Here is a 20,634-nt window from a genome sequence, read left to right on the forward strand (position 1 = left end):
TCATCCAATCAAGAAACGCCGAAAGGTCACGCATTTTAAAGAAGGTTCAATACTGTTGAATGATGTCCGCTGCTTGGACTAAACAAGGAAACTTTGTTTGACAATGTTTCAAAATGGCTCTCTTTCTTTCAGTCAACGCATCAGAACCTGCCCACAGATAGTTGGCCACTTGCTTTCTTGTGACACATTGTTTTATTCCTGCTGGGAACCGTTGCTTTTTATTTGCTCTGTAAGGCTCTAAAAAACGCCTCACGGCAGAAGCACTTCCTCTATATCCTTGTGAATGTAGCTTTCGAATGATTTGATTGGTCGTAAAATGCTGTTTATTATAAGCTATAATCGCTTCGTAATAAGGTTGGAGCTTGAATTGTGTGGGCTTTCTTCTACGTTGTGTTTTCGCAGGAGATGTTTGCTGATCCAAATATTTATAAATGATACCACGAGCGAGTTGATATTTTTTCGCTAAATGGGTCACACGCACCCCTTCTTGATAATCAGCTTGTATTTGTTCGATTCATTTCCATTTTTCTTCATCAACTGGTTGGGGAGATGATTCGTTCTCCTTCTTGATTTTTGTACCTTCGTGCCATTCAATAGTCGAAGGAATATGACGTTCCAACCACTTTTCTAAATCCTCTCGTGCATTTTTCATCAAATGCCAACGCTCGCTTACTTGTTGAATTTTTGGATTGGCTTTTTCAATGGCTTCTCGGTACGTAATCGACCCATCTCGACTGACAAATTGAATTTGCGAATGTTGTTTGAGCCACTATGTCACTGTTTCACCTGTACGATCGGACAAAATCGCAAGAAGTTAATGTGTGATAAGGTCACAAATCAATGTGCCGTAGGCATGACCTTTTCGAAACGAAAATCGTCGATACCCACCGCAGAAGGAATAGAGACAGGAGTCGGGGTAGCTCGAATCAGTCGTAGAAATGTATCATGGCTCATCTTAGGCAGAAAAGAGATAGCGAGTTTTTCCGCTTGTAGACAGATCATGGAAAAAGCGAGTGTTCTGAGAAGTTGTTGAAGTCGTTCTGTCCGTCTAGCATAAGGCTTCAGCCAAGGAAAACGCTCTGTAAAAATACGTTGCGTACAATCGTTTTCATCACAGAACCATTTGCGTGAAACAAAATGAATAGCTGTATGTTGGGAACCAAAAGGTAAATCATATAAAAAACGCGTATACCGACTATGCAAGTGTAGGCTTTTCGTTCCGCATGATGGACAATACGCATGGTTCGTCGTCATTTGAAGGAGGAGAATCGTCTCTTTTTCTTTCTTTAGAAGCAAGTGAGCTTGTAACTGTTTTTCAGGAGTTAGCCAAGGTATCATCATAAGAATTCACCCTTTTCTTTTTCTATACCCGAAAAACAATCAGCTAAAGACTTCACCAAAATTGCGTAAGAACCTTTTTATTCTAGCGGTTACAGTAATGAGCATTCATTGGCAAGCGCAGCATTTTTAATTTCCTAACATTACATTTTTTGGTTGTTAAATACAGACAGTAGCGTTAAAAGAAATAGAAGATATGTTAACGGCTATGGTTAACAATATATAAAATATTATATTGGGGTTTTTTATCAAGGTTAACAATTTGAAAATATAACATTTTACTCAAAAACCCCCTAATGAATTGGGGAGTACCTCTTTTATAATGGATTGTCAACACTAAATCAGACAACTTTTTTAAGGGGAAACCGTTTATATTTGAGGGTAAGGTGCTCAAGGCGTTCAAATTTCATCATGGCAAGCCCTTTCATATTTAGAGAGCGGCCCATCTAAAAGGCCGCCAGAGATTCATTAATGATAGCTTGTTTTATTTTTCCATTCTTGTCCAGCTGTATCATTTGTTTTTGAACTCAGCTGTAAATATACGGGGGTCTCCATTTGTCATGTTTGAAGCTCCTCGTCTGTTTTAATTCAAGTGTACTTAAGCTGAATTTTTCTTTCTAGATAAGTGTAGACGCTCCAAATATTTATTTTTGTGTAGAATGCAGATTAAAGAAAAATATTTAATCTGCATTTTTGATAATATGAAGACAAATAATTAACTACTAACTAAGAGATTATCTGAACCTACTTGTTTTTCCCACATTCGTTGATAGGTACCTTTTTTTGAAAGTAAGTCACTATGCTTTCCTACTTCAATAATTTGACCTTGTTCTAATACAACGATAATGTCAGCATCAATTGTATTAATTAAACGATGGGTGATAATTATACGAGTAGTATTAGACTCATTGAAATAAGTATCAATTTGATTTTCAGTCAATGTATCTAAATTACTAGTAGCTTCATCCAAAATAACAATAGAAGGGTTGTTTACGATAGCTCTAGCTATTGCTAACCTTTGACGCTGTCCACCTGATAACATATCTCCATTCTCTCCAATAATTGTTTCATATCCCATTGGCATTTGAAGAATATCATCGTGAAGTCTAACTTTTTTTGCAGCTTCTACGATTTCTTCGTTAGAGAACTTTCTAAAACCAGAAATATTATTAGCTATAGTATCATTAAATAAAAAACTTTCTTGTAGAACGACTCCTAACTTTCTTCTTAACTGATAAATATTTAGGCTATTTAAATTATCATTACCAATGTATACTGTGCCAGAGGTTGGTTTATATAATCCTAGGATTATTCTAGAAAGTGTAGTTTTTCCGCTACCTGTGCGACCTACTAATGCAACCTTACTTCCACATGGGATTTTTAAGTTAATATTTTGTAAGACTGGTTTACTTTGGTTATGAGAAAAGGTTACATTTTCTAAAATGATATCCCTTTTGTCAAGGTCATCTGGTAAAGGCTCATGGTTAAATTCTTCGGCAGGAGTTTCCATAACATCTTGAATACGTTCAAATACATCTCCTACTAATTGAAACTGTTGAATACTGTTTATTATAGAGGTTACCGGTAATAAAAATGCTGTACCTAAGCTACTAAACCCCAATAATCCTCCCAAAGATAAATTGCCTTTAGAAACTTCTCCGATGCCAAACAATAGAAGTAATAGTGGAGCGCAAAATCTAATGCTTACGCTAACGCTTTCTAATATTGCATCTAAAGTATATCTTTTCTTAAACATATTAATTTGCTTATCATAGTACCTAGACCACTTATTCATAATTGAATGATCTAATCCATTTGATTTTATAAAACTTATGGATCTTAAAGATTCAATCAAAAAGCTTTGAGTAGTAGTCTGGGCAGACAGGTCCCCTCTAATCAACTCTTTGATTTTAGGAATAAATATGACCATAAAGATAAATTGAAAGGTGGCTAATCCAATGGCAAATAAAGCCAACTTTACTGATTGAGAAAGCATTGCTACAAAAAACGTTACTAAAGTGATAATATCAAGTACTATAGATGTCCCGCTTCTCGCAAGCATTTCTCTTATCATAGCAATATTACTCACTCTCATTGCTATGTCTCCAACTGTTCGATTTTCAAAAAAACTCAACGGAAGTTTTAGTAAATGCTCCATAAAATCGGTAGATATATCTCTGCTAATTTGTGCCTGTAACATTATTGAAAAATGGCTTCGTATAAACATTAGAATGCTTAATATTACAAGGCCTAGGAGGGTACATATCCCTACTGTAGACAAATCAGTGTAAGAGTCTTCTATAAATATATCATCGACAAGATACTTGATTACGAAGGCTACTAACAAAGATAAGGCTTGTGCGATAAGAGAGAAAATTAGAATCATAGTAACGATAGACTTACATTTTGAGATATATCTATAGTAATATTCTAGAGTTGATGGAGGTGACATCTCCTTTAACTTATTTGTAGGTTTAAAGGTAAGAATGACATTACTAAAGTGCTGCTTAAATTCATCTATGTTCATTTTGATTCTTCCCATATTGGGATCAAGAATAAAGAATTGTTGGCCATTAAACTTCTCTAGTACTACAAAATGATGATTATCCCAGAATAATATGCAAGGAGTGTATGGAGTTGTATTTTTTATAAACGCTTCTGCATCAACTTGAAAAACTTTACAATCCATGCCGTAATGATTAGCTACTTCTTTTAATTTTTTAATTGACACCCCATTTCTTTGAGCTCCACATTGTTCGCTTATTTTATTCAATGAGACTTTACAGTTATAAAAGCTTAATATCATAGATAAACAAGCTGGCCCACATTCATGTTGGCCCATTTGTCTTATCAAAGGCACTCTTTTCATAGTATCACTCCTAAAAAATGAGCCCTATACTTAGGGGCTCATTTTTCAATTTTTAAATATCCAGTTCGATAGGTGACTGTAACTTTAGTACAGAAGGAATCTTATTGGGTTCATAAATTTTTAATAATCCAAGCCCTATTCCTGCTAATCCCATCATCAAAGACGGGGATTCGTTTTGTTTTTCGAAGCCACTAATCCAACCTCGATTCTTAATATCATGTAGAATCATTTGGCTTAGTTCACTTGTTTTTTCTAATAAACTTTCACAATAATCGATCCCTGACATAAGAATATCTAGGTTACCTAAATCACCATGACAAAGTGAATGATTGTTGCCAAATCCATTTTTACAAGTTGTATCCACAGCAATTAAGGCTTCTTCTTTAATTTCTCTTTTCATGTTTATATCTTCAATTAAAGGCATTAGAAGAAAGCGACTTAACCCAATACCTGCTGCACCATTGCACCAAGCTACAAAATCCTCATTTCGTGATTGTCCACTCTCTAGTTTTAAATCTGCCCAGTTCTTCTTTTCAGGAATATAAAGAGTTTTTTCATAATCCAATCCTTGATCTGCAGCATTTTTATATTTGACCTTACCAGTCACTTTATATATTTCGTATAGAGACCAAACAATCCCTGAAGCTCCATGTGAAAAACCAGATGATGGAACTGGGTTGGCTTCAACCTTCCAACCTATCCCTCTCTCCATAGGTATTGCATTCATTATTAAGCGCTCTCCACATAAATCAATGAGATCCAATAGTTTAGGTTCTTGTAGGCGTTTATAGAGATTAAGAAGCACAATTGCACATCCAGAAACTCCAGTTAAGATATCATTGTTCTTATCTATTGGTATAAGATTTCTAAGTTTTTCTTCACACCCTAAGAAAGCATTCATAATTAAAGAGTTATCTTTCCACAAAGCAGAAAGGTGATCTAATAAATAAAGAGATGAACCTATTCCACCAAAGGCACCCAAATCTTGCAAGGTAGGTAAGTTACTTAATATTGGAACCAGTGCTTCTTGCGCAATTTTTGTGTATTTTTCCTTTTTAGAAATGTAGCCTAAATAAGCAAAAAACAACGATATTCCACCAATACCTTCATACAAGGTACTGTTAGTTGGGGAAATTTTAAATTGATCTTCCCTTTTATTATCTACAAAAGATCCAATCCATGATATATCTGTTTGTTCTCCTTGTTTTCCCCTAATTCCTCTCTGATCTAAAAAGTCTGCTATGTTCATTGCTTCTTGTAAAAATTCTATTTCCTTATATGGTTGAGGAGGAGAGACTAAGGAGGTATTTTTTTTGGTTTTGTCTTTCAATACTAGCATAGCTGTCTGAATAAAGGATATTTGCTCTTCACGATCCGTAGGATTTAGCCCGTTAAATTTATTTTGTATGTCATCAAGAGCGTTATTCTTAAAGAAGTTAGGGATTTCATTTCCTCTTGAATCAATGATAGATGTTGAACCGGGATAGCTTAAAAAGTAGGGAATGTCACCTGAATACATATCATATTGTTCACTGTGAACAACAGCTTTTAAATTAGGGTTTAACTTTGTGTCTAACCAAAGTTTGTCCAAAATCATATCTCGATCTAATCCATCACGCATAAAATTAGGATGTAAACTAATTCTTAATAAGTTAGCGTATCGAGATGTTCCTCTTAATATTTGTCGAACCGGAACAACTTTAAATTCTTTTACTTTTTCGTATACTTGATCTCTATTTTCCATTAAGAAGTTATATGTTTCTTTAAATCCCTCTAAAATCGCATCTTCATAGTCTACTACTTTCACATTTTTCCCGTTCAGTAAAGGACGATGATGACTAACTGGGATAGAATAATTCTTTTCAACAATACGTATAGTGTCTTTATTTCTATCTTCGATTACTGTAGTTTTGTGTGGAGATACTTGACCTTCTTGAGCACCTAATCCGCTTAGATCAATACCTTCTAATCCCTGTTTACTTCCTATTTTCCTAGGTAATAACCCAATGCGTAAAACAGACTTTTCTATATGAGTATGTGCACGACTAAGGGCACTATCATCTGTATATGTTGAACTATTGTGCAATAATGATTCAAGATCAATTAGGATTGGGTATTCTCCATTAGCAATCAAATTTTGATGATGAAAATCTACTGCATTAATTGAATAAAGGATAGACAAATAACTTCCGATTCTCCAATAAAAACGTTTAATCTCTTCTTCACTATGACATGTAGAAGGACAAATAAACTCTGTCCATCCATATTCCTTTCTGTCAAGCGTTTTAACTGTTTTTAAGCGATAGCGCAATTCGCTATTTATACTTTTGATGAACCTGTTAAAAACTTGATCTACCTTTAGAGATCTAGGCTTGTAAACTATCTTTAAATTATATTGAAAGTGTAAGATAGTAACCGTCTTTCCTTTGTTATGAGAATCGGATATAGTGCTACCTGTTTCAATCTTAATGACTGGTCCAAGCGGTTTTCCTAAGTTAAACTCCTCTTCTAACAAGGAATTATCACTAAGGATTCTCTGATAAAGGTCACCCACGTTATTAATCCAATAAATTGTTTTCGTAGCCAATAACCGTGCCAACACTACATATTCTGTAAGAAGGGTGGAAGTGTATTCTTTATTGTTTAGATGATTGTTATTATAATATTGGAATCGTTCTTCGGGTGTTTCACCCTTTAAGTGCCCAGACACACGTGCAACATTTAATTCCAAGATAATTGTTCGACTGCATAGTGCAGCAAGAGATTCTGCTAAATTGCGAATTAATGAATCATGAGCTTCCTTCTTAATTAAGCATTTGATTTTTTCAGTAATATTCAATTCATTTAATTTTACATCTAGTCTTCCAATTCCTACTTTGACAAAAGGTTTTACGAAATTAACAAACAAAACATCTTCTAGATCAGGAATTACAACTTCTTCGAACTTGGGCGAATAAATATCATTTAACACGCTCTTCCAATCAATTAAATCACTGTCATCTAAAACTTCAATTTCAGGTGCTGCTAGAAAATTTAACAACAACTCCTCATTCAAATAATGTGTATCAAGTACTTCTTTAAGAGAAATCTCTTTGTCGCTTTCAACAAACTCTTTCCATCTATTAAAGCGTTTTTGGGATAATTCGTCTGTAGTCCTTGTCTTTGGTATAGCCCTTTCTTTTAAGGAAGTTGCACCGTTCCAGTCAATACCAGCTAATGTAGTGGTTTTCATTATTTATTCCTCCACCTTTCCAGTGAAATCCGTTTATGGTTTATTTACCTATAAAGAATAGCAATTTTAATAAGGTATTCATACAAATTTTAGGGAATTTAAAATTAACTTTATACCTAATTATTAAGAAAAATTTATATTATCCATTTTTTTCACTATCATCCATATATTGATGTATTATTATTTCATAATATAAATGGGAGGTTGTTTACATTAATGGATGAGCTTAAAGATAAGAAATTATTAATTGGTGTAACAGGAGCTATTTCTTCTGTAGGTATATCACAGTATCTCTTATATTTTAAAAACTATTTTAAAGAAATTAGAGTGATCATGTCGGATAGTGCGGTTGATCTAATTCCTGCAAATACTGTCTCCTATTTTTGTGATTATGTGTATACAGAGAAAGAATTTATGGAAGATAAAAAATACAATCACATGGAGATTGGAAAATGGGCCGATATTTATTGTGTGTTACCAGCGACTGCTAACACAATAGCGAATGTTGCAAATGGCATGGCTTTAAATTTATTAACTACTACTGTTTTGGCGCATCCTTATCCTACTTTGTTTTTTCCTTCCATGAATGAAGTAATGTGGGAAAAGAAAGCTTTATTAAGGAATTTAAAACAATTAGAATTAGATGGACACTATATTATAGCTTCTCAGACTACTTTGGCTTATGAAGTCTCTTCTGGTGAGAGAAAGTCTAATAGAGTTATTCCTGCACCGGATAGAGCATTAACTGAAGTTTATGAAATATTTAAAAAAAGGAATTGTGGAATGTTTTCTAAAGAGAGCTAATGATTTCATTAGCTCTCTTTAGATTGCTTGTCCCTTCTTCTTTCTCTCTTCGTTGATAATTTGTTCTTTTGGATCGATTAACTTTATTTCTGCTTTATGTTTGTATATTTGATAACCTTTACCGAATTTTGTCAATATAATTTGTGGGTTGCCGCAATTTTCCTCTACTTTCTCTCTAAGAGAATTAATATGTACATATAAACTAGATCTACTTGTCAAATCTGCATAATTAATGAGTTCTTCAGAGCTTACAACTTTACCAAGGTTTAGGTAAAGTAAATATAATATTTTGAATTCTTGAGTTGCTAAAGGGACATATTCTTCTTTTCGCCAGATACAGTGCTTTCCAACATCAAAAAAAGTATAAGGAGCCAGTTCTTCAACAATTTTACGAGGACCTTGAAAATTATTAAACAGTTCTAAAAATGGGGTGAAATATTTATTAGGAGATGCATCAGCAGCTAAAGAGTTCATAATAATTAAAGGACAGCCAATTTTTTGGACAATTTTCACACTTAAGTCAGTTTGTAAACATGTATCAAATACAACAAAGGAAAGCATGTTGTCTCTCGTATAAGCATTTAACTTTTCAATACTATTAACACAATCTGTTTCTATTCCGTAAGGTGTAAATAGGTGCTTTATATAGGCAGAAAAATAGCTGTTTTCAGAACATATAAGTGCTTTTTTCATATTTATCCCTCCTGATTAAATGCATGATTTTGTAAAAATTGTTATATAAATTGATTAATGGGGTATAATATAAGAAAATAAAAAAGGTTGTTTGTCTCTGTAAGAGAAAACAACCTTTTGGCAAAAAAATTTAGCAGATACACTCAGAAGTTACTGTACAAACACCTCCACCGCCAGGAAGTGTCCAAGTACAAGCTGCTTCCATATCTCCAGCACCTACTACTTTATCCATCTGAGCCTCTTCCAATTCACTGAAAGGGTTTCCAGCTGGATTTTTCTCTGCAGAAGCGAATGGATCTTTCCAAGATTGGATCATTTCTTTATTCATTTTTTTCACCTCCTTTTATTTAATGTACCATAAACATAACATAAAGTTACATAAATGTAAGGAATATGAAAAAATATAAATTATAATTAAAATCCATTTCTTAATAGAATTTAATATATGATCCGTTGCTTCTATGGGTTGTTTCTCATATGAGACAGCCTAATTAATATCTCGTTTAGAAAAGCTTCGTAATCCAAACAAAAGAAAAAGCGAAAAAGTAGCAATTAATAGGCAATAGAAAAGAAAGTACGATTCAATAGGTGACTCATCTGCTGGTGACATAGCTAACATAGGTTGTGTCCAAGGATAAAATTGTCCTAAAGGCGTACTGGCTACAATGATAGCTGGAAGTGTAAAAATAATACTAAAAGCTAAGGGTATTCCAAATGTTTTCGCCCTAAGTGAAACGATCAACTGAATAAGAAGTAATGGTAAACAAGCTAGAAATCCTTGAACAATAAATATTATAATTTGAATGAGAGGGAGGTCTCCTTCTAGTCCATTAAAGAATCCAAACGATAGAAAAAATAATAAGACTATTAAGAGAGTAATAGCTACCATAATAGAGGCCATAAAAAATTTTCCCATGAAGATTTTAGATCTTCCAATAGGCAATGTTAAAAGTTGTTTCCATCCCCCACCTATATGCTCTCCTCTGCAAACAAAAGCAGCATATATGCCTACAGCTATAGGTAAAACAAATGGCCCCATAAATATTGCAACTTGCGTCCAAACTTCAACCCATTCGCTATCCCCTGGTTGCATAAACAAATCGTAGTTATTTCTGAAATTGATAAATGCTAGTAGCACACCTACTAATGGTCCTAATATATATAGAATCCATATTTTTGAGCGTTTTAATTTTAATCTTTCAACACTAATAATTTCTTTCATTGTCATCCCTCCTACTAAATATCTCTTCGAGTGAAATGAATTAATCCAATTACGAGCAAAATTATTCCTACAAGCGTATTAATAATGATATAAGCAGACAGGTCACCATTATAGCTGAGTCCTTCATATTGAAGAGAAATTGTAGAAGATTGCACTGGATATGCTAGGGGCATCCATCGAGTAGTAGATCCGGCGGCTAAGAATAGCCCCATCATTGATGATACAGCCCCAATGATAATAGAAAAGGCTTGGTTTTTAAATGTAATTGAAAGCCATAACTGAAAGGACACTATAGGTAAAGTTGTAAACAATATACTGTAACTGTCTCCCAAAATAAGCCATAGAGGTATATCTCCTTCAAATCCAAGAACTTTACCAAGTAACAGTGTACCTATGAAAAAGAAACTGACTGAGAAAGTTAGTCCTAATAAAATCCACAGAAATTTACTTAAATAAATTACGGCTCTTGATACAGGTTGTGAGAGTACTGCTTTCCAAGAATTTGATTGATGTTCAATATTTACAATCATGGATGCAGAAATAGTAGCAACTAATGGGAAACCTAATCCAAACAAAAGGCTGTTATCAAAAAGCAAATATTCCCACAATGAATTTGCTTTAAATAGCTCTGCCTGTTTAACTACATATTCCGAACGGTACGTTAAATTAATGAGTTCATAAGCTAAAACTAATAAAGGCACAAGAAGTAGAACGATAGGCAAGGAAGTGCGCTTTAACTTCAATCCATCCGCCAATAATACACGTTTCATCATAGGCTTGCTCCTTTACCTGTAATGTCTAAAAAGATATCCTCTAATGTTTTTTTCACTTCTTCCAATCGATAGACTGATACGCCTGAGTGAACAAGAATAGAATTAATCTCCGATACAAATTCTGGTTCAGTTTGGGATATCCATAGGGCTTCATTATGAAGTTTTGGGGTTAGACCTTTGCTTTTGAGTATGGAGTTTGCTTCATGTGCATTGTTTACAGCAATTCTTAGCAAAGGTTTTCTTTTTTGTCTTAGCTTTTCTATGGAATCTTGAAATATTAGTTTACCTTCGTTAATAATTCCGACTTGAGTAGCCATCTGGTCAATTTCGCTTAATAAGTGACTAGAGATTAACACACTCATTCCCTGCTTTTTGGGTAGCTCTTTGATTAATTCTCTAATTTCTTGAATGCCCGCAGGGTCTAAGCCATTTGTTGGTTCATCTAATATCAATAAATCTGGATTACTTAATAGAGCAGTAGCGATACCTAATCGCTGTTTCATTCCCAAAGAATATTCTTTCGCTAAACGATTTGATACTTTATTTAGACGTACTACTTCAAGTACTTCATGAACACGTTTCTCTGGTAGCCCTCTTAAGCGGCGTACTGTTTCTAAATTTTCAAACCCTGTCAGGTTCCCATAGTAGGATGGTGATTCAACGAGTGAGCCAACCCGCTGGAGGATTCCGATTCGATTTTGCTTGAGGTCTTGTCCAAATATCTGGATAAAGCCCTTTGTTGGTTTAATTAATCCTAAAAGCATTCGAATAGTGGTAGTTTTTCCAGCTCCGTTGGGTCCTAAAAATCCATAAATTTCTCCTCTTTGCATGTTTAAATTAATACCATCCACAGATGTGTTTTTTTTATACTTTTTTGTCAGATTATTTGTTGATATCACTAAATCTTTCATTCTGATCACCTCAACTTTATCTTAGACAAAATTCGCTAAACACAGGGGAAACATTTCCTTAACATTTCCTTAACAGCTATAAGAGTTAAGAAAATTTTCATAACTGTGAATGCCGGTGTTAAAATCCTCAATAATAACGGTTTAAATTTCCCCAGTTATCACAGATAATCTATTTCGATTAGAGATAGATTGGAAGTGTAGAATTGACGTTATTGTTGGAGGATTTTTTGATGATTCGAGAATTGAAACAGAAAGGCTGGATCATAAGTGCTTTTGCCAAGGAAACTGGATTTGATCGGAAAACGGTGAGGAATTATATTAATGCTGAAAGCTCACCTCAGTCAAAGCCGCGTGCTCAGCGACCAAGCAAGCTAGATCCATACAAAACTTATTTGTTGGAGCGTATCAAAGAAGGCACGACCAACTGTGCTGTACTGATTGGTTTTGGTTTAGAAGCCCTCACCAAAGGCTATCATGTATTATTTATGACGGCTGATGACTTAGGTGACCAATGCCACAAAGCCGCTAAAAAAGAACGATGCATTACTTAATCAATCGTCTCTGTATACCAGACTTAATTATTCTGGATGAGGTCGGCTATTTTCCGTTTGATGCTTTAACAGCTAATCTATTCTTTCAAGTGGTTTCAAAGCGTTATGAAAAAGGTGCGATGATTATTACATCGAATAAATCCTATGTGGAATGGGGAAAAACTTTCGGTGATGATGTATTGGCGACGGGAATTCTAGACCGTCTCCTCCATCATTCCGTTACGTTTAATATTAAAGGAGATTCATATCGCATGGAGGAGAAGAAAAAAGCTGGGATCTTCCCAACTCCTCCAGCAATAGAATCGAAAAAGTGAGGATTTTTATTTCGGCATTTTTGGGGAATTTTGCGCCGGTATTGACAATAACATCAAATATTAATGGTTTTTCCCACGCCTGTTGATTAACCAAATTTAGACAGACTTCTCCTGCTCTGATCAAAATAGTGATACAGAAATAAGACCATTCGATCCCACCACTGTAAGGGTAATGCGCCTGTCAAAAGCATGCGCTGAAAAGCCACTGACGACAGGTTCGGTTTGGAAATGGAGGATTTTGTCTGTTTATATAACCAATGAAGCAGAACATAGGCAATGAAGGCGGCGAAAAGCTGATTAAACACCGCATTTTCGGTCGTACCAAATAAAACAGGCACATTTAAATTTTGCTTGATCCAGCGAAAAAAGGTTTCAATGCCCCAGCGCGCTTTGTACATGTTGGCGATTTCCTCTGCCGACACATGACGTAAGCTGGTCACGACACGAACTTCTCGTCCTTCGTCATCTTTAAAAAACACCACTCGATGACGTTTTTCCGAACGAGATTGAACGGAACCAAGTAAACAAGTGATATCGTGCGTCACGTTTGAGTCCTTTTGTGGCAGGCGTTGTAAGGATTTTTTATGAGATAACTCTACGTTCTCTTTCATCCGAATCACGAAATCTTGTCCTTCTTCGAGAAAGCGATCAATCCGTTGAATGTTAAAATAGGCACGGTCTTCTACTAAAATGAAGCGAGAATCGGCAAGTTGTTCACCTGTTGGTCCATCGTGTGTCAGACCAGTGGATTCAACGACTTTCAAAGGCATTTGTGTCTCCAATGAAAAACTCACATGAAGCTTGATGCCTGAGCGTTGGCCATGATAAACGGCCCAAGGAAGTCGAGTTTTCCCTACGGTGATCGTGGTGGAATCCACAAGAAGCAGATGTTTAGGTATCTTCAACGTGCGACGAGTGGCCCGGTTACATTTGCGAACAATTAAATCAAATACGTTCTTCATTAATTCGTAATCAAGCTGACTCATCTTTTTTGAAAGAGTGGAATAGTTCACATCGACAAGGCCGGCCGATGAGCTAACGTCCGCACAGTAGCGTAAGCTTTTCCACTCACAAGCAGCCGCCGTCACGAGATACTGGATCAATGTTTTCACGTCTAGTTTTCGTGCGGTATCTTCATAACCAACCAGTTCAATCAATGGTTTTAGCTCTTCATCGGAAATAAACTTTTGAATCAAATTCGGGAACATGGTATTCTGTTTCATAGGGGACACCTCTTCTCGTTTATGTTTGGTGGTACTTACATTTTACAAGAAGGTGTCCCTTTTTGTCGTCTTTTTATGGAAGATTATGCATAATCAACACGCCTGGGTTTTTCCATCAAAAACCACTTATTTAATGTAGAATAAAGAGGAATAGAATTTGGAAATGAGGAGGAAATAATATGAATGAAGTTACAAGAAAACCTTCTATTTTAATAATTGATGATGATTCACCGATATTAGAATTAATCAAAATTACATTAGAAAAGGAAGGATTTAGACATATTCTAATGGCCTCTTCTGGCAAAGAAGCTATGCAATTAATACAGCAGTATAATCCTCATATCATTGTGTTAGATGTAATGTTGCCGGATACAGACGGATTTTCGCTTTGTAACCATATTCGTACTTACACTAATGCTCCAGTCTTATTTCTAACTGCGAAGAATTCTGATCTTGATAAGCTGCAGGGGTTTAGCTTTGGCGGTGATGATTATATAACTAAACCGTTTAATCCATTAGAAGTAGCTGCAAGAATAAAAGCTCATTTAAAGCGTGCTGGACTTGTCACATCTGTGGAAGACAAGCCTGCTACCTTCGATTTTGGACACTTTCAAGTTGAGGAAAAGTCAGGAAAACTTATCGTTAATCAAAAACAAGTTGAATGTCCAGCACAAGAATTTAAATTATTGCTTTATTTTTGTAATCATCCTAATCAATTAATTAGCAAGCAAAAAATATACCGGGAAGTTTGGGGGGAGTTCTATGGTGGAGATAGTACAGTAATGGTTCATATTAGACGTTTAAGAGAAAAGATAGAAGAAGATCCTAGTAACCCCGCTTATCTTAAAACTGTTCGGGGATTAGGTTATATTTTGGATGTTCCAAATGGAAGAAGAAATTTGTTATGAAGCTAAGAAATCGAATTGCTTTTCATTTTGTTTCCAGATTGTTTTTATTGCTACTATGCTGGATTACACTACTATTTCTCTGTATTATAACGTTGAGTATATTTTTCAATCAAAAGCAGGAAAGTACTGCGGTTTCTATTGAAGAAATTGTAAATGCAACGAGCAAACAAGGTGAAAAAATAAAAGTAGAAAAGTCCGTTCTTCAATCTATAGCTAATCATGAATTATGGCTTCAAATATTGGATGAAAATGGGCGAGAACTTTTCTCTACAAATAAACCATCATCTATTCCCAAAAAATATACACCAGGCCTATTGGTGTCTAATTATATGTATCCAGCAAAAAGTGGTTATCATTTATCAACATGGTATGACACCATAGACAGCCAACAATTAACATGGGTAATTGGAGAAAAAATAAAGAACAAGAATCCTTTTTTTTTCTGGGCTAACAACTTATGGATTTTATTTATGATAATTGCTGGGTGTTTAATAGCTATATATTTTGGAAAACTCTTTGGAGCACCTTTGCTCCACGTTGTTTCTTGGATCGAAAATCTCTCTATCGGAATATATAAAGAACCAGTAAACAAAAGGGGAGTTGTCAATAGCCGTTCTAAAAATGGAAGATTAAAGTCAGGCTTTAAAACTTATAAAGAATTAATGAATGCACTAGAAGATTTGATGAAGGTTCTAAAGAAGAATAAAGAAGACCGAGAAAAACTAGAGAAGACGCGTGAAGAGTGGATGACAGGCGTCTCTCATGATTTAAAAACTCCTCTGTCTGTGTTAAAAGGATATACATTTCTAATGGCTTCAGAAGTTCATCATTGGGAAATAGATCAAATTCGTTCTTTTTCTTTAAAGATGCAAAAGAGAATTGATTATATGGAGCATTTGATTGAAGATTTTAATCTTAGCTTTCGTTTAAAAAATGATTCACTTCCTTTCAAAAAGCATTTAATTAACCTGGTGGAACTCTTAAGAGAGACCACTATCTCACTCACTCAACTCCCGGAAGGGCAAAACATGAAATTTGAGTTTTTTTCAGATGAAGAATATATAGCAATAGAAGGAGACGAAAATTACCTTAAACGTGCATTTGAAAACATAATTACAAATTGTATTAAGCATAATCCGCCTATGACAAATGTTAAAATCGCGGTTTTAACTAGTAATAATTTTGTTGAAATACTGATTGAAGATGACGGGATAGGAATGAGCAGAGAGGTATTAGATCGTTTGTTTGACCGTTACTACAGAGGTACAAATTCTTCCAACTCAACCGGCACTGGGTTAGGTATGGCTATTTCTAAACAAATCATCCTAGCTCATGATGGAGATATAGAGATAGAGAGTGAAATTCAAAAAGGAACAAAATTTGTTATTAGATTTTCTAATTAATAAGTATGATGAACTCTTATTCAGAATTTATGTATGACACGATCGACAAGAAAAACGAAGTGCTGATTACGCTGCCAAGTTTATTTAAAGATGACAGCTATATCCGCCTCATTAGCCAGAACATCAAGAAACAGATGAAGCAGCAAATGGAAGCTGATCCGCAAAAAATATATTGGGACGATGCCCAGGCCGTTGATAAAAATCAACCCTTTTACATTAGTGATAAAGGCAAGCCGGTGCTTGTGTTTACTAAATACGAGGTCGCTCCCGGAGTCATGGGAGTTTGTGAATTTACGGTACCGACCGATGTGATTGAGGATGCATTGGTAAGCAAGCAATATATCAAGTAGGAATGAAGGTATAGAAACAGGCAACGGATTGGTTGGCTTTCGGATACTTATGTTTAGCCGCAGTTCGTTTTTGGAAAAGCATATCAGGTGATGTGCCGTTTGTTTCTTTTAATTGCTGGGATTAGGATGTAACATTGATTATTACTAACACCTACAGGTGACAGGTGTTAGTAATAATCAATAAAACTAAAAGGCAATTCGCCTTTTAGTTCAGTTTTTCTAATTCTTTTTTACCTTTTCCTTGAGCTTTCTTTCTTGCTCTTTGGCGAAGTGCAAGGTCTCCAACCTATCCGTACAAGGGGCGAGACCGTTTCGGATCAGCCCGTTTAAAAAGCGTGTTTTCCATACTTTTCCGGGTGCCTTTGCCAGGAGATCCATTGCTTCTTTTAGCTCTTTTTCGATATAGACCGTGTGTGAAACATGGGTCTCGGTTACTTTTTTCTTGTTCAGTTTTTCTTTTTCCTCAGATTTGAGGCTTTGAATGAACTCGTCAAATGTGCCGTTTGTTTTGATTCTTGCTCATCTTGGTTTAAATTCATTTGTTCAACAAAAGTGATACTACGTCAAGAAAATAGACACAGATTTTTCTACCGCGCTTCCGCTTGAAATTGTAGAAGAACTCGATGTATTCAAACAGAGATTTCCTCGCTTCTTCCCGTGTTATATACTTTGTTTGATAAACTAGCTCACGCTTAAGAATACCGTGAAAGGATTCAATGCAAGCATTGTCGTAACCGTTTCCTTTTCCTGGATTTTGATGATTAAAAGCCATCTTTAATGCTGAGATAACCAATTCCCTTGTCATAGTCTTATCCATTGACCAGCCTACTATTTTACGAGAATATAAGTCCATTACGGTCGCCAAATACAACCAGCCCTCATTGGTCGGAATATAAGTGATATCCGTTACCCAATATTGGTTTGGTTTGCTTGCATTAAACTGTCGATTTAAGACGTTTTCATTTACCGGGAGACTTTATGTTCACTTACTTTTACACCACGTTTTTTCAGGGTTTTAGCAATTAAAACACTACCGTACCGTTGCTTAAATTCTAAATGGGTCTGAAGAATGTCTTGTGATCATTTCTAATGCTGTTTCTGCCGGTCACTCTTCGGTATGTTCACCCATTTGAAGTAACTGCTTTTAGAAACTCCCAAGACTTTGCACAACTCCTCCACTCGGAATCGGGAGTGACTTTCATGAATGAATTCCTATTTTACCGAGGGTTTTTCGCGAAGCAGTGCATCGCCTTTTTTAAGATTTCATTCTCCTCTTTAAGATCACGAATTTCCTTCTAAAGAGCTCTTCATTCAGCTGCTTCTGAGGAAAATGATTGTACCGCTATAATTTCTGGTTTTCCGCCATGCTTCTTTACCCAAGCATGTAAAGTATTCTCATTTACGCCCACTTCTCTAGCTACTTGAGCTAGAGGCTTATTGTTTTCACGGATATACTTTACGGTTTCGATTTTAAATGCCTCTTCGAATCGTCTGCCTTTTGCCATACAGACACACCCCGTTATAGTTGATATATTTAGTATAACAATTTGTGTCTACTATTTAGTCTAGCATCATATTTTCCTAAAACCGAATGCGTGATTGCTTCGTCTAATTAATAGGAGGTTAGGAGGGATAGCTTGGAAGAAGTATTTAAAGAGACATTTCTCGCAGAAGATCATCAATTACTGTTTGACCAAATTATGACGGAATACGGTCAAGATGTATTAGAGCTCGTTTACTCTTATGTCAAGAATAAAACAGATGCAGAAGATTTAACGCAAGAGATCTTTGTGAAATGTTATCAATCGTTAAATAGCTTTGATAGAAGGTCAACAATGAAAACGTGGCTGTGGCGTATTGCTATTAATCACTGTAAAGATTATTTAAAAAGCTGGCATGTCCGTAAAGTACAGGCTGGATATACAGATGAATGGTCTGGTGCTTCTACAAACGATTATGTAGAACGGGAAGTCATTCAAAAAGATGAGCGGCAAAGGGTTATGGAAGCAACATTAGGATTGCCCATTCAATATAGAGAGCTCATTTACTTGCATTATTATGAGGAGCTGACTATTAAAGAGATAAGTGAAATCATTAACGTCAATCAAAATACAATCAAGACGAGACTTAAACGCGCGAAAGAACTGCTACAAGGCGCATTAAGGAGAAGTGAAACATGGAAGAACAGTTGAAAAAGTTGAAAAAGTCCCAGCAACGAGAGTTATTTCATGAGTTGAAGTTTACGGAGGAGCTTCGGCAAAGCATTCATCGAGCCATTCAAACAGAAAAAGATGAGGACATTCTGCTAGCAATTCTGCAATTGCTTGTTCAAGAAAAAACAGGTTTCGAATTACTTAATCATTTACGTGGCAGAGGCATCAAAAGGTTTGATGAAAACGAAGGATTTCTTTATACCTTCTTGCATTCACTGGAACAAAAAAGATACATCTCCTCACAATGGGATAAAGAGCAAAACAAGAAGTATAGCCTAAGCTCAAAAGGACGAAAGTTATTAAATAAAGCGGAAACGGAAGCAAACTTCAAGGTAACAGCTCTGGAAGAAGTGTTAAAAGGATGGATACTGTATGAATGAAAAAAACTCGTTTCTGCAACAGATGAAAAGGCATATTCGTTCAAAGGAAGCCCAACAATATGTCGCATTAGAGCTGGATCAGCATATAGAAAGCATGATAAAAAAGCTGCTAAATCAAGGGAGGTCAAGAGAAGAGGCGGAAAAAGAGGTCGTTCGGCAAATGGGGGATCCGAGGACATTAGGGGTGGAGATGAATAAGCTCCATAAGCCAAAAGTGGAATGGGGCTTGCTGGCGTTCTTTGTAACCGCTGCTGGACTTGGATTTTTGCCGCTTATGTTGCTTTTAGATATGGAAGGCTTTATAGCGACAAAAGCTATATATGTTTTGTTAGGCATGGTTTTGATGACGGCTTGTATGTTCTTTGATTATCGGAAATTACAAAAGTATGGATGGTGGTTTTACGGGGTTGGGACAACCCTATTATATTTTGTATTTGTTCAAGGGTGGCCTCATGGGCCGTTTACCGTAAATGGAGCTGTCTACTTAGTGTTAGGACCAGTTTCTACGGACTCAACGATCATACTGCCATTCTACTTTTTAGCATGGGCTAGTTTTTTAAATCAATCCCTACCAAAATGGAAACTGATCATGTTATTTATCCTTCCATTTATATTATTTGTTGAAGCTGTAGGCAATAGCAACGCCGTGATGTATATGGTAATGGTCATGGTGATGTATGGCTGGTCGATTCGTCATAATAGAAAAAACATGTTCAAATTTATATTTGTCACCCCATTCATAGCAGCGGGGAGTTTATTAGCGATGTTGTCCATGACAGATCTTTATCAAAGAACAATAGTTCAGGCCCTATTACATCCAAAGCAATATATGGATTCAGATTACAATATGTTATTAATCAGCAAGCTTCTTAAAGAAGCCGGCTGGCTTGGGCAGCCAATTCCAACAGCTAATGCTTTTGTTCAAGAGGCACATACTGATTTGGTGTTAGTGACGGTAATTTATGGATTAGGCTGGGCTTTTTTTCTGTTTCTTCTCTTTGTGCTTGCTGGTTTTGCGGTTAGGATGTTGTGGATCACAGGAAAAATTAAAGATTCTTTTGGGCAATTATTAGTTATTGGCGGTGGAATGCTTTATGCCGTGCCGCTTCTTTATAATCTGTTAATGATTGCCGGCTGGCTGCCAATAATTAAAATGCCGGTTCCATTTATCAGCTATGGAAATACCGTAATCTTACTTTACTCGTTAGTAGTCGGTATTATGCTAAGTGTGTTTCGCCGAAAAAGTTTCGCTATTTAAAAGAGCTGTGAAGATTGAAGAACGCATATTTAACGGCGATTTCGTGCGCTTTTTAGTTAATCAATTGGACAGCTGTTTGCACCGTTCGTCTGACAGTCTGTGCCGTTAATGTTTGTTTCATGCTACCAGATATGATTTGAAAATGGGGATTAGCCAGGGAATGCTTAAGTTTCCTTGACTCTCCCCACCTTA

20 protein-coding genes and 2 pseudogenes are annotated in these 20,634 nt (G+C 35.7%); 9 read left to right on the forward strand and 13 right to left on the reverse strand.

The genetic code is table 11. From position 1 onward, the window contains the following. Positions 1-46: 46 nt before the first annotated feature. From CEF20_RS01125 to CEF20_RS01140, 5 genes and pseudogenes are all read right to left on the reverse strand, one after another. Entirely contained in the window at positions 47-475 is a 429-nt protein-coding gene (locus tag CEF20_RS01125; protein WP_100330114.1) for a hypothetical protein, read from the reverse strand. Positions 476-514: 39 nt separating this feature from the next. Beyond that, positions 515-751, reverse strand: a pseudogene (locus CEF20_RS17410) (transposase); the annotation flags it as partial. A gap of 86 nt (positions 752-837) precedes the next feature. Further along, complete coding sequence (locus tag CEF20_RS01130) at positions 838-1,341, reverse strand: transposase family protein (protein ID WP_100330115.1); 504 nt, start codon at positions 1,339-1,341, stop codon at positions 838-840. A gap of 712 nt (positions 1,342-2,053) precedes the next feature. After that, complete coding sequence (locus tag CEF20_RS01135; RefSeq protein WP_100330116.1) at positions 2,054-4,207, reverse strand: peptidase domain-containing ABC transporter; 2,154 nt, start codon at positions 4,205-4,207, stop codon at positions 2,054-2,056. Positions 4,208-4,259: 52 nt separating this feature from the next. Beyond that, the gene (locus CEF20_RS01140) at positions 4,260-7,439 is read right to left on the reverse strand and encodes a type 2 lanthipeptide synthetase LanM family protein (protein ID WP_100330117.1); all 3,180 of its coding nucleotides are present in this window, start codon (positions 7,437-7,439) and stop codon (positions 4,260-4,262) included. A gap of 216 nt (positions 7,440-7,655) precedes the next feature. On the opposite strand from CEF20_RS01140, the gene CEF20_RS01145 reads away from it, so the two are divergent. Beyond that, positions 7,656-8,243 (forward strand): flavoprotein, encoded by a 588-nt coding sequence (locus CEF20_RS01145; RefSeq protein ID WP_100330118.1) that lies wholly within the window; start codon positions 7,656-7,658, stop codon positions 8,241-8,243. A gap of 18 nt (positions 8,244-8,261) precedes the next feature. Here the strand turns inward: CEF20_RS01145 and CEF20_RS01150 are convergent, their stop codons facing one another. From CEF20_RS01150 to CEF20_RS01170, 5 genes are all read right to left on the reverse strand, one after another. Further along, entirely contained in the window at positions 8,262-8,936 is a 675-nt protein-coding gene (locus tag CEF20_RS01150) for a winged helix-turn-helix domain-containing protein (protein WP_100330119.1), read from the reverse strand. Positions 8,937-9,066: 130 nt separating this feature from the next. Next, positions 9,067-9,264 (reverse strand): plantaricin C family lantibiotic, encoded by a 198-nt coding sequence (locus tag CEF20_RS01155; RefSeq protein WP_100330120.1) that lies wholly within the window; start codon positions 9,262-9,264, stop codon positions 9,067-9,069. 159 nt (positions 9,265-9,423) lie between these two features. After that, positions 9,424-10,158: an ABC transporter permease gene (locus CEF20_RS01160; RefSeq protein ID WP_100330121.1), complete on the reverse strand. Its 735-nt coding sequence runs from the start codon at positions 10,156-10,158 to the stop codon at positions 9,424-9,426. Positions 10,159-10,172: 14 nt separating this feature from the next. Continuing rightward, the gene (locus CEF20_RS01165; RefSeq protein WP_232713315.1) at positions 10,173-10,931 is read right to left on the reverse strand and encodes an ABC transporter permease; all 759 of its coding nucleotides are present in this window, start codon (positions 10,929-10,931) and stop codon (positions 10,173-10,175) included. After that, positions 10,928-11,842 (reverse strand): ABC transporter ATP-binding protein, encoded by a 915-nt coding sequence (locus CEF20_RS01170; protein WP_100330122.1) that lies wholly within the window; start codon positions 11,840-11,842, stop codon positions 10,928-10,930. The genes CEF20_RS01165 and CEF20_RS01170 overlap by 4 nt, the downstream gene beginning before the upstream one ends. 230 nt (positions 11,843-12,072) lie before the next feature. Between CEF20_RS01170 and CEF20_RS16790 the strand changes: the two genes are divergently transcribed. Then, on the forward strand, positions 12,073-12,393 hold the full coding sequence (locus CEF20_RS16790; RefSeq protein WP_198508452.1) for a hypothetical protein: 321 nt from the start codon (positions 12,073-12,075) through the stop codon (positions 12,391-12,393). After that, positions 12,381-12,707, forward strand: coding sequence for an ATP-binding protein (locus CEF20_RS01175; protein WP_198508453.1), 327 nt, complete (start codon positions 12,381-12,383; stop codon positions 12,705-12,707). The genes CEF20_RS16790 and CEF20_RS01175 overlap by 13 nt, the downstream gene beginning before the upstream one ends. Positions 12,708-12,793: 86 nt before the next feature. On the opposite strand, the gene CEF20_RS01180 is transcribed toward CEF20_RS01175, so the two are convergent. Beyond that, on the reverse strand, positions 12,794-13,930 hold the full coding sequence (locus CEF20_RS01180; RefSeq protein WP_100330123.1) for an IS4 family transposase: 1,137 nt from the start codon (positions 13,928-13,930) through the stop codon (positions 12,794-12,796). Between the two features lie 179 nt (positions 13,931-14,109). Between CEF20_RS01180 and CEF20_RS01185 the strand changes: the two genes are divergently transcribed. From CEF20_RS01185 to CEF20_RS01195, 3 genes are all read left to right on the forward strand, one after another. Further along, the gene (locus tag CEF20_RS01185; protein WP_100330124.1) at positions 14,110-14,838 is read left to right on the forward strand and encodes a response regulator transcription factor; all 729 of its coding nucleotides are present in this window, start codon (positions 14,110-14,112) and stop codon (positions 14,836-14,838) included. Between the two features lie 92 nt (positions 14,839-14,930). Beyond that, on the forward strand, positions 14,931-16,241 hold the full coding sequence (locus CEF20_RS01190; RefSeq protein ID WP_232713317.1) for a sensor histidine kinase: 1,311 nt from the start codon (positions 14,931-14,933) through the stop codon (positions 16,239-16,241). Between the two features lie 5 nt (positions 16,242-16,246). After that, a complete protein-coding gene (locus tag CEF20_RS01195; RefSeq protein WP_100330126.1) occupies positions 16,247-16,591 on the forward strand; it encodes an RsiV family protein in 345 nt (114 codons plus the stop codon). Between the two features lie 598 nt (positions 16,592-17,189). On the opposite strand, the pseudogene CEF20_RS17620 reads toward CEF20_RS01195, so the two are convergent. Both CEF20_RS17620 and CEF20_RS01210 read right to left on the reverse strand, forming a co-directional pair. Further along, positions 17,190-17,558 (reverse strand): annotated as a pseudogene (locus tag CEF20_RS17620) (DDE-type integrase/transposase/recombinase); the annotation flags it as partial. Positions 17,559-17,898: 340 nt separating this feature from the next. Further along, positions 17,899-18,096 carry a transposase gene (locus CEF20_RS01210; RefSeq protein WP_100330128.1) on the reverse strand — a complete coding sequence of 66 codons (198 nt, stop codon included), beginning with the start codon at positions 18,094-18,096 and terminating at the stop codon, positions 17,899-17,901. Positions 18,097-18,228: 132 nt separating this feature from the next. Between CEF20_RS01210 and CEF20_RS01215 the strand changes: the two genes are divergently transcribed. Genes CEF20_RS01215 through CEF20_RS01225 form a run of 3 tightly spaced genes read left to right on the forward strand, consistent with a single transcriptional unit; the run spans position 18,229 to position 20,442 of the window. After that, the gene (locus tag CEF20_RS01215) at positions 18,229-18,783 is read left to right on the forward strand and encodes a sigma-70 family RNA polymerase sigma factor (protein WP_100330129.1); all 555 of its coding nucleotides are present in this window, start codon (positions 18,229-18,231) and stop codon (positions 18,781-18,783) included. Beyond that, positions 18,768-19,184, forward strand: a complete 417-nt coding sequence (locus tag CEF20_RS01220) for a PadR family transcriptional regulator (protein ID WP_100330130.1) — start codon at positions 18,768-18,770, stop codon at positions 19,182-19,184. Before CEF20_RS01215 ends, CEF20_RS01220 begins: the two co-directional genes overlap by 16 nt. Continuing rightward, complete coding sequence (locus CEF20_RS01225) at positions 19,177-20,442, forward strand: FtsW/RodA/SpoVE family cell cycle protein (RefSeq protein ID WP_100330131.1); 1,266 nt, start codon at positions 19,177-19,179, stop codon at positions 20,440-20,442. Before CEF20_RS01220 ends, CEF20_RS01225 begins: the two co-directional genes overlap by 8 nt. The last annotated feature ends 192 nt before the right edge of the window (positions 20,443-20,634 follow it).

Source organism: Bacillus xiapuensis (assembly GCF_002797355.1).
Lineage (GTDB): Bacteria > Bacillota > Bacilli > Bacillales > Domibacillaceae > Bacillus_CE > Bacillus_CE xiapuensis.

Coding starts and splice junctions, on each gene's coding strand:
- CEF20_RS01130 (WP_100330115.1), bottom strand. CDS start 1,341: ATGATGATACCTTGGCTAACTCCTGAAAAACAGTTACAAGCTCACTTG.
- CEF20_RS01135 (WP_100330116.1), bottom strand. CDS start 4,207: ATGAAAAGAGTGCCTTTGATAAGACAAATGGGCCAACATGAATGTGGG.
- CEF20_RS01140 (WP_100330117.1), bottom strand. CDS start 7,439: ATGAAAACCACTACATTAGCTGGTATTGACTGGAACGGTGCAACTTCC.
- CEF20_RS01145 (WP_100330118.1), top strand. CDS start 7,656: ATGGATGAGCTTAAAGATAAGAAATTATTAATTGGTGTAACAGGAGCT.
- CEF20_RS01150 (WP_100330119.1), bottom strand. CDS start 8,936: ATGAAAAAAGCACTTATATGTTCTGAAAACAGCTATTTTTCTGCCTAT.
- CEF20_RS01155 (WP_100330120.1), bottom strand. CDS start 9,264: ATGAATAAAGAAATGATCCAATCTTGGAAAGATCCATTCGCTTCTGCA.
- CEF20_RS01160 (WP_100330121.1), bottom strand. CDS start 10,158: ATGAAAGAAATTATTAGTGTTGAAAGATTAAAATTAAAACGCTCAAAA.
- CEF20_RS01165 (WP_232713315.1), bottom strand. CDS start 10,931: ATGATGAAACGTGTATTATTGGCGGATGGATTGAAGTTAAAGCGCACT.
- CEF20_RS01170 (WP_100330122.1), bottom strand. CDS start 11,842: ATGAAAGATTTAGTGATATCAACAAATAATCTGACAAAAAAGTATAAA.
- CEF20_RS16790 (WP_198508452.1), top strand. CDS start 12,073: ATGATTCGAGAATTGAAACAGAAAGGCTGGATCATAAGTGCTTTTGCC.
- CEF20_RS01175 (WP_198508453.1), top strand. CDS start 12,381: ATGCATTACTTAATCAATCGTCTCTGTATACCAGACTTAATTATTCTG.
- CEF20_RS01180 (WP_100330123.1), bottom strand. CDS start 13,930: ATGAAACAGAATACCATGTTCCCGAATTTGATTCAAAAGTTTATTTCC.
- CEF20_RS01185 (WP_100330124.1), top strand. CDS start 14,110: ATGAATGAAGTTACAAGAAAACCTTCTATTTTAATAATTGATGATGAT.
- CEF20_RS01195 (WP_100330126.1), top strand. CDS start 16,247: ATGATGAACTCTTATTCAGAATTTATGTATGACACGATCGACAAGAAA.
- CEF20_RS01210 (WP_100330128.1), bottom strand. CDS start 18,096: ATGGCAAAAGGCAGACGATTCGAAGAGGCATTTAAAATCGAAACCGTA.
- CEF20_RS01220 (WP_100330130.1), top strand. CDS start 18,768: ATGGAAGAACAGTTGAAAAAGTTGAAAAAGTCCCAGCAACGAGAGTTA.
- CEF20_RS01225 (WP_100330131.1), top strand. CDS start 19,177: ATGAATGAAAAAAACTCGTTTCTGCAACAGATGAAAAGGCATATTCGT.